The organism is Mycobacterium sp. TH-M15 (genome assembly GCF_057473705.1).
Genome location: NZ_JBYCLB010000577.1, coordinates 1 through 7,181 on the forward strand (window position 1 = coordinate 1; position 7,181 = coordinate 7,181).

General features: G+C 68.5%; 9 protein-coding genes, 1 tRNA gene and 1 pseudogene. 8 read left to right on the forward strand and 3 right to left on the reverse strand.

Annotated features, from left to right (window positions below):
* Positions 1 to 3 precede the first annotated feature (3 nt).
* Positions 4 to 90 (reverse strand) — tRNA-Ser (locus AC2VNT_RS14145).
* A gap of 89 nt (positions 91 to 179) precedes the next feature.
* Here AC2VNT_RS14145 and hisC point away from each other — a divergent pair.
* The 5 genes and pseudogenes from hisC to AC2VNT_RS14170 all read left to right on the forward strand — a co-directional run.
* Positions 180 to 1,241, forward strand: coding sequence for a histidinol-phosphate transaminase (gene hisC, locus AC2VNT_RS14150; protein ID WP_486947459.1), 1,062 nt, complete (start codon positions 180 to 182; stop codon positions 1,239 to 1,241).
* Entirely contained in the window at positions 1,241 to 1,654 is a 414-nt protein-coding gene (locus tag AC2VNT_RS14155; RefSeq protein ID WP_486947460.1) for an SRPBCC family protein, read from the forward strand. Before hisC ends, AC2VNT_RS14155 begins: the two co-directional genes overlap by 1 nt.
* A 170-nt stretch (positions 1,655 to 1,824) precedes the next feature.
* On the forward strand, positions 1,825 to 2,649 hold the full coding sequence (locus AC2VNT_RS14160) for a crotonase/enoyl-CoA hydratase family protein (RefSeq protein WP_486947461.1): 825 nt from the start codon (positions 1,825 to 1,827) through the stop codon (positions 2,647 to 2,649).
* The gene (gene lipE, locus AC2VNT_RS14165; protein WP_486947462.1) at positions 2,650 to 3,888 is read left to right on the forward strand and encodes a lipase LipE; all 1,239 of its coding nucleotides are present in this window, start codon (positions 2,650 to 2,652) and stop codon (positions 3,886 to 3,888) included. It abuts the gene before it with no gap.
* Between the two features lie 290 nt (positions 3,889 to 4,178).
* A pseudogene (locus tag AC2VNT_RS14170) lies at positions 4,179 to 4,241 on the forward strand (hypothetical protein); the annotation flags it as partial.
* A gap of 171 nt (positions 4,242 to 4,412) precedes the next feature.
* Here AC2VNT_RS14170 and AC2VNT_RS14175 read toward each other — a convergent pair.
* Positions 4,413 to 5,603: a site-specific integrase gene (locus AC2VNT_RS14175; protein WP_486947463.1), complete on the reverse strand. Its 1,191-nt coding sequence runs from the start codon at positions 5,601 to 5,603 to the stop codon at positions 4,413 to 4,415.
* On the reverse strand, positions 5,603 to 6,079 hold the full coding sequence (locus AC2VNT_RS14180) for a helix-turn-helix domain-containing protein (RefSeq protein ID WP_486947464.1): 477 nt from the start codon (positions 6,077 to 6,079) through the stop codon (positions 5,603 to 5,605). Before AC2VNT_RS14180 ends, AC2VNT_RS14175 begins: the two co-directional genes overlap by 1 nt.
* 144 nt (positions 6,080 to 6,223) lie before the next feature.
* On the opposite strand from AC2VNT_RS14180, the gene AC2VNT_RS14185 reads away from it, so the two are divergent.
* From AC2VNT_RS14185 to AC2VNT_RS14195, 3 genes are read left to right on the forward strand one after another with little or no spacing between them, the layout of a single operon-like run.
* On the forward strand, positions 6,224 to 6,481 hold the full coding sequence (locus tag AC2VNT_RS14185; protein WP_486947465.1) for a helix-turn-helix domain-containing protein: 258 nt from the start codon (positions 6,224 to 6,226) through the stop codon (positions 6,479 to 6,481).
* Between the two features lie 31 nt (positions 6,482 to 6,512).
* A complete protein-coding gene (locus AC2VNT_RS14190) occupies positions 6,513 to 6,848 on the forward strand; it encodes a hypothetical protein (protein ID WP_486947466.1) in 336 nt (111 codons plus the stop codon).
* A 1-nt stretch (position 6,849) separates the two neighbouring features.
* Positions 6,850 to 7,011 (forward strand): hypothetical protein, encoded by a 162-nt coding sequence (locus AC2VNT_RS14195; protein WP_486947467.1) that lies wholly within the window; start codon positions 6,850 to 6,852, stop codon positions 7,009 to 7,011.
* The last annotated feature ends 170 nt before the right edge of the window (positions 7,012 to 7,181 follow it).

Consider the following 7,181-nt stretch of genomic DNA (forward strand, 5'->3'; position numbering starts at 1 on the left):
CGGCGGAGGCGAGAGGATTTGAACCTCCGGTCCCCGTGAAGGGACAACTCATTAGCAGTGAGTCCCATTCGGCCGCTCTGGCACGCCTCCTCGAACGTCCTGAGGGTACTAGACCCGCACCGGACCGCGGAAACCGCCGACCACGAAGACTGCCCCGACCGCGCACATATGCTTGCCGCGTGACCGCCCGCCTGCGCCCGGAGCTGGCCGACCTGCCAGCCTACGTCGAGGGCAAGACCGTGCCGGGCTCGATCAAGCTGGCCAGCAACGAGACGGTCTTCGGTCCGCTGCCCAGCGTGCGCGCCGCGGTGGAACGGGCGCTGGACAGCCTCAACCGCTACCCGGACAACGGCTACACCGAGCTGCTCGCCCGGCTCGCCGAGCACGTCGGCTTCCCGCCCGAGCAGGTGGCCGCCGGCTGCGGGTCGGTCAGCCTGTGCCAGCAGCTGGTGCAGATCACCGCCGGCCCCGGCGACGAGGTGCTGTTCGGCTGGCGCAGCTTCGCGATCTACCCGCTGCAGGTGCGCACCGCCGGGGCCACCCCGGTGCCGGTGCCGCTGCGCGAGCACAGCTACGACCTGGACGCGATGCTAGCCGCGATCACCGACCGCACCCGGTTGATCTTCGTCTGCAACCCGAACAACCCCACCTCGACGGTGGTCGACCCGCCCGCGCTGGCCCGGTTCGTCGCCGCCGTGCCACCGCACATCGTGGTCGCGATCGACGAGGCCTACGTGGAGTACGTCCGCGAGCCGATGGTCGCCGACAGCTTCGGCCTGGTCCGCAGGCACGACAATGTCGTCGTGCTGCGCACGTTCTCCAAGGCATACGGGCTGGCCGGGCTGCGGGTGGGCTACGCGGTGGCCGACCCGGGGCTGATCACCGCGCTGGGCAAGGTGTACGTGCCGTTCAGCGTCGGCAGCCTCGCGCAGGCCGCGGCGATCGCCTCGCTGGACGCCGCCGACGAACTGCTGGCCCGCACCGACGCGGTGGTCGCCGAGCGCGCCCGGATCAGCGCCGCGCTGCGCGACGTCGGGTTCGCCCTGCCCGACGCGCAGGCCAACTTCGTCTGGCTGCCGCTGGCCGAGCGCACCGTCGAGTTCGTCGAGGCGGCCGCGCGGGCCCGGATCGTGGTCCGCCCGTGCGGCGACGACGGGGTTCGGGTGACCATCGGCGCACCGGAGGAGAACGACGCACTGTTACGGTTTGCCCAGTCGTGGCAAGCCCGAGGAGGAGCCTGATGCGAGGAACCGCTACCGCCACCGTCGCGGCGTCCCCGGCCCAGGTGTGGGCGGTCGTCGCCGACCACGAAGGCATGTCGAAGTGGGGACCCGGCATCAAGGCGACCGTGATCCGCGGCGGCGAGTTGGAGCACAACGGGGTCGGCGCGCAGCGCCGGGTGCAGGCGCTGCCGCTGGCACCGGCCTTCGTCGAGGAGGTCACCGAGTTCGAGCCCGAGCAGAAGTTGAGCTACACGGCCGTCTCCGGCATCCCGTTCCGTAACTACGCCGGCACCGTCGAACTGACCCCGGTCGGCGACGACACCGAGATCAGCTGGACGGTCAGCGCCGACAACCACCTGCCGGGCGTGGCCAAAGCGCTGGCCAGCGGGCTGCTGTTCGCGCTCACCCGGCAGATCAAACGCCGATTGTGACGCGCTGGGCGCGGACGACGGTCGCGTCCGGTTCGCTCACCCATCCAGGTCACCACGGGGGCCGCGGCCTGGTCGCCGTACCCGGACGCGCTGGCCCGGATCGGCCGGCTGATCGTGCCGCCCATCGCCACCCTGCCGGAGATCCCGTGATCCGCGCTACGGTCTAACCCATGAGCCATGCGTATGAATCGGTCACCGTGGAGCAGAAGGACCACGTCGCGCAGGTCACCTTGATCGGCCCGGGCAAGGGCAACGCGATGGGCCCGGCGTTCTGGGCGGAGCTGCCGACCGTCTTCGCCGAGCTGGACGCCGACCGCGACGTGCGGGCAATCGTGCTGACCGGATCCGGGAAGAACTTCAGCTACGGCCTGGACCTGGCGGCGATGGGCGGCACCCTGGCCCCGGTGCTGGCCGAGGGCGCGCAGGCCCGGCCGCGGGCCGACTTCCACAAAACGATCCTGCGGATGCAGCAGGCCACCAACGCGGTCGCCGATTGCCGCACCCCGACCATCGCGGCGATCCACGGCTGGTGCATCGGCGGCGGGGTGGACCTGATCTCCGCGGTCGACATTCGCTACGCATCCGCCGACGCCACGTTCAGCGTCCGTGAGGTCAAACTGGCCATCGTCGCCGACATGGGCAGCCTGGCTCGGCTGCCGCTGATCCTCTCCGACGGGCACCTGCGCGAACTGGCGCTCACCGGCAGGGACATCGACGCCACCCGGGCGGAGAAGATCGGCCTGGTCAACGACGTCTACCCGGACCCGGACGCCTGCCTGGCCGCCGCGCACGCTACCGCCGCCGAGATCGCCGACAACCCGCCGCTGACCGTGGAGGGCGTCAAAGACGTGCTCGACCAGCAGCGCGTCGACCGGGTCTCGGCCAGCCTGCGCTACGTCGCCACCTGGAACGCGGCGTTCCTGGCGTCGAAAGACCTCACCGAGGGGATCTCGGCGATCTTCGCCAAGCGCAAGCCGGAATTCCGGGGCGAGTAGGTGACCCCCGACGGCAGGATCCGGGTGCCGGCCGACCTCGACGCGGTGACCGATGTTGGCCACGAGGACCACGGCGAGGTCGACCCCGCCTCGATCGCGCGGATCTGGCAGGCGGCGCGGCACTGGTACGCCGCCGGGATGCACCCGGCGATCCAGGTCTGCCTGCGGCACAACGGCCGGGTGGTGCTCAACCGGGCGATCGGCCACGGCTGGGGCAACGCGCCCACCGACACACCGGACGCCGAGAAGGTGCCGGTCACCACGGAGACCCCGTTCTGTGCCTACTCCTCGGCCAAGGCGATCGCCGCGACGGTGGTGCACATGCTGGCCGAGCGGGGCGTCTTCGCCCTGGACGACCGGGTGGCCGACTACCTGCCCGGCTACGACTGCCGCGGCAAGGCCCGCACCACGATCCGGCACGTGCTGACCCACAGCGCCGGGGTACCGTTCCCCACCGGACCGCGGCCGGACGTGCACCGGGTCGACGACAGCGCCTACACCCGCGAGCAGCTGAACAGACTGCGGGCCATCTACCCGCCGGGCCTGGTGCATATCTACCACGCACTGACCTGGGGACCGCTGGTCCGCGAGATCGTCTCGGCGGCAACCGGAAAGAACATCCGCGACATCCTGGCCACCGAAATCCTCGACCCGCTCGGCTTTCGCTGGACGAATTTCGGTGTGCCGGACGAGGACGTGCCGCTGGTGGCGCCGAGTCACGCCACCGGGAAGCCGCTGCCGGCGCCGATCGCGGCGATCTTCCGCAGGGCGATCGGCGGCACCGTGCACGAGATCATCCCGTTCACCAACCAGGAGCTGTTCCTGACTGCGGTGATCCCGTCGTCGAACACCATCTCCACCGCCGACGAGCTGTCCCGGTTCGCCGAGATCTGGCGCCGCGGCGGCGAACTCGACGGCGTGCGGGTGCTCGCACCGGAGACCCTGCGCGCCGCCACCGCACAGTGCCGGCGGCTGCGGCCGGACGTCGCCACCGGCCTGGTGCCGATGCGCTGGGGAACCGGCTACATGCTCGGTTCGACCAAGTATGGCCCGTTCGGCCGGTGCGCACCGGCCGCGTTCGGCCACACCGGCCTGGTGAACATCGCGTTCTGGGCCGACCCGGAGCGCAGCCTGGCGGCCGCGGTGATCAGCAGCGGCAAGCCGGGTAGCGATCCGGAGCCGAAGCGCTACCCGGCGTTGCTGGATACCATCGCCGCCGAAATTCCGCGGGTGGGTTGACTGGTCAGACCACACCCTGCAGCGGGTTGTGCTGGCGGCGGCGGTGGTCGCGGATGAGTAGATCTAACCGACTTGCGCTCAGCCCCGCCGTCACCCATCGAACCAGTCGGTCAAGTAGCGGTAACTGGCGTCGTTCTCCTCCCGTGTAGGCTCAACGACTCGACAAGTTGTCCGGCCATCTGCCGGCTGTGGCTCGAGACCGTCGGGCACCCGTACATCAGCACCTCGGCGACGGCCTTGACCATCTCGTCCACTGCGCTCCCAAAGGTTCGGTGCACGACGCCAACTGCGCGGTGGCGGAGGGATTTGAACCCCCGGACGGTGTTAGCCGTCTCTCGCTTTCAAGGCGAGTGACCGGGTGTTTTCCCAGGTCACCAGCGTCCACGATTTCCTATTTTCCCAGGTCGCTGTCTCCCTGTCACCCCTGAATCCGTCCCGCATGTGACATCGGTGTGACAGCGAGATGCTCTGTAGTCGCAGGTAACGGTGCTCGCCCGGCGCCACGATGTGACAGCGAGTCGGTGTCACGGCGCCAGCTCGTCCCCGAACAGGGCGTCGAATTGAGAGGCCGCCTCGAGAAGGTGTTCACGTTGGGAATGGGTGTAGATCCTCATCGTGGTCGCCGGGGAAGCATGTCCGAGCCAAGAAGCGACGACGGCCGCCGGAGCACCGTCTAGATGTAGGAGAGTGGCCGCCGTGTGCCGGCCGTCGTGCAGCCGGATATGAGGGAGGCCGGCGGCCTCCAGCATCAGCTCCCAGCGGCGGTTCACCGACCGGGGGTGATAGCCCTCCCCCAGCGGCTGACGGTAGACGTGCCCGTCTTCCTCCCCGCGCCATGCCGACCCGGCGGCCAGGCGGTCCACTCGCGCTCGGGCACGGGCGGCGGTGAGTACTCGGATCGCGACCTTCGGTAACGGAAGGCTGCGTCGGCTGCTCTTCGTCTTGGTGCCCGCCTTATCGGCAGCCCCCTTGCTGCTGACCGTTACCGTTCGGGTGACATCGACGGTGGCCGCGTCCAGATCGACGGCCGACCACCGCAGCCCGGCGATCTCGGCACGGCGCAGGCCCAGTAGAGAGAAGACGGCCAGGGTCGCGTCCTCCGTACCCACCACGGATGCCATCAACGTCTTCACCTGCTCGGGGGTGTAGGTTTTCCGCTCTGGCTCTGGGCGATCCGGGGTGTCCACCCGCCGCACGTTGGACACCAGCCGGGCTGGGTTACGGGCGACGATCCCCTGGCCCCGGAGATCGTCGAACACGCGGCGCAAATGCGACAGCATCTTGTTGATGGTGGTCGACGCCCACTTGCCGCGCGGGGTGGTGCCATCGATCAGCGCGGTCACCAATCTGTCGATGTCGGCCTTGGCGACCTTCTGGGCAGGCCGATCCCCCAGCACCTCCACAACCGGCCGCAGTTCGGCGGTGTAGGCGTCGATGGTGGTTTGCTCTTTCCGCAGCCCGGCCAGCCACCCGGCCACCGCGTCGCGCATCGTGACTGTCGCTGGGGCGGCATGAACACCCCTGGCACGGTCAGCCATGACGCCTGACCGCCAGGCCCGCGCATCGGCTTTGGTACGGAAGCGGCGGCGGGCCTGCTGACGTTTGCCACCCAGCTCCCCCACGTCGGCGACCGCCTGCCAGCGGTCGAGGGGATTCCCCCGCCGGTCGGAGATCGGTACCGCCTTGATTCCTGGCTCCTCTTTGCGTGGCGCCATCAGTCCTCCCGCTCCCGGTACCACTCCCATGCCCACCAGGGCAAGGATTGGCGCCGGAACACTTCCATCTGGAACTCGGCCTCCACGGCATCTCGGTAAGGAGTCGGCGGGGGTAGGGGCCGCCAGCCCTGTAGCCACCGGAGCAGCTCGTCTGCCGGAATCGGATCGACGCCGGTGAGGGCCGCCGGCCGCTGGGGGAGCTCTTCCTCTGTCTGCCCGGAAATCGGATCCGGGCCGGGAGGAGGGAGGAGCAGGGTTGCCGGGGACACTCCCAGCGCGGCGGCCAGTGCGGTCAGCTCATCGACGTCCACCCGCCGCACACCGCGGGCGATCTCAGATACCGCACTATGGGTGAGCTGGCCCGGCCCGGCGGGCATGGTGGCGGCGAAGCTGCGGGCGGACAGCCGCCGAGCAGCTAGCAGGTGTTTCAGGTTCGCGCTGACCGCCTCCGCGGTCGGCCCCATCTCCCTCGGCACACACTCATCGTAGGGGACGAGAAACACGCTGTAGGAAATTCTGGACAGTTCGGCGTGTTTGCTTGACACCAACGTCCAGCAGGCGTAGCGTAAGCGTAATCCCACACATCGTGGTGATCGATCGACAGCGTGGAGGATTTGACCATGGAGACGACATCAACGCTGGAGCAGGCGGTGGAGGCCGAGGTGGCTCGCCGCGTCGCCGAGGCCCTGGAGTCCGCCGCGACCGTACCGACCGTCTACACCGTGGATGAAGCGGTCGAGAAGATGCGGGTCTCCAGGTCGACGATTTACAAGATGATCAACGACGGTGAGTTGGTTCCGAGCCGGGTGTCCCGGCGCGTGCTGATCCCGGCCACCGAAGTCGCCCGGGCGCTCGCCCTGCGGGATGGCGCTGCATAACCAAATCACCAACTAGCACAAGGAGATTGAAATGTTCGGAACCGCCTACCTGACAGCTACCGAGTATGCGGCGAAAATCGCCGAGCGGGTCGCAGCAGTGCTGCCCGAGCGGATTGAGCCGGAGCGTCAGCTTACCGTCGGCGTGGAGGAGAGCGGCGCCGATTCCGCCGACCTGCTGCAGGGATTCGCCGGGCGCCCTGTAGACGAGCTCCGGGCTGCTGCCATCTACAAGGAGGATGGCTCGGTCGAGATCTTCGTCGAGGAGTGGTACGGCGGGGAGGATGTGTGCGCCCCGGACGGGAACGGCGCAGAGGTGACGGTCGCGCCGGACGGCACCATCGGCGAGATCAGTGATTTCGGTCTCTGAGATGAGCTGGAACCCTCGGAGATTCGCCGAGGAGGTCTACGCCGACCACCTCGGTGATGACCCGATCCTGCTCTGGCTGCCGGCGGCCACCCAAAAGCGCATCCGGCCCAGAAGACAAGCCGCTGATCACCCGCCCGAAGGTGCAGGTGATCCGGTGACCTAATCCCGAAATGACGAAAGCCCCTGCGTGAACAAGGGCTTTCGCTGAACGAATACTTTTGTCCGCTTCGACACGAACTTGAGTTTCGCAGTTACGGGGCAGCTGTGACGGATGTGATTGAAGTTACTTGAGCGTGTCGGCGTGACCTTGCTGTGACTATGACGAAGCATCGG

Coding starts and splice junctions, on each gene's coding strand:
- AC2VNT_RS14160 (WP_486947461.1), top strand. CDS start 1,825: ATGAGCCATGCGTATGAATCGGTCACCGTGGAGCAGAAGGACCACGTC.
- AC2VNT_RS14185 (WP_486947465.1), top strand. CDS start 6,224: ATGGAGACGACATCAACGCTGGAGCAGGCGGTGGAGGCCGAGGTGGCT.
- AC2VNT_RS14155 (WP_486947460.1), top strand. CDS start 1,241: ATGCGAGGAACCGCTACCGCCACCGTCGCGGCGTCCCCGGCCCAGGTG.
- AC2VNT_RS14175 (WP_486947463.1), bottom strand. CDS start 5,603: ATGGCGCCACGCAAAGAGGAGCCAGGAATCAAGGCGGTACCGATCTCC.
- AC2VNT_RS14195 (WP_486947467.1), top strand. CDS start 6,850: ATGAGCTGGAACCCTCGGAGATTCGCCGAGGAGGTCTACGCCGACCAC.
- AC2VNT_RS14190 (WP_486947466.1), top strand. CDS start 6,513: ATGTTCGGAACCGCCTACCTGACAGCTACCGAGTATGCGGCGAAAATC.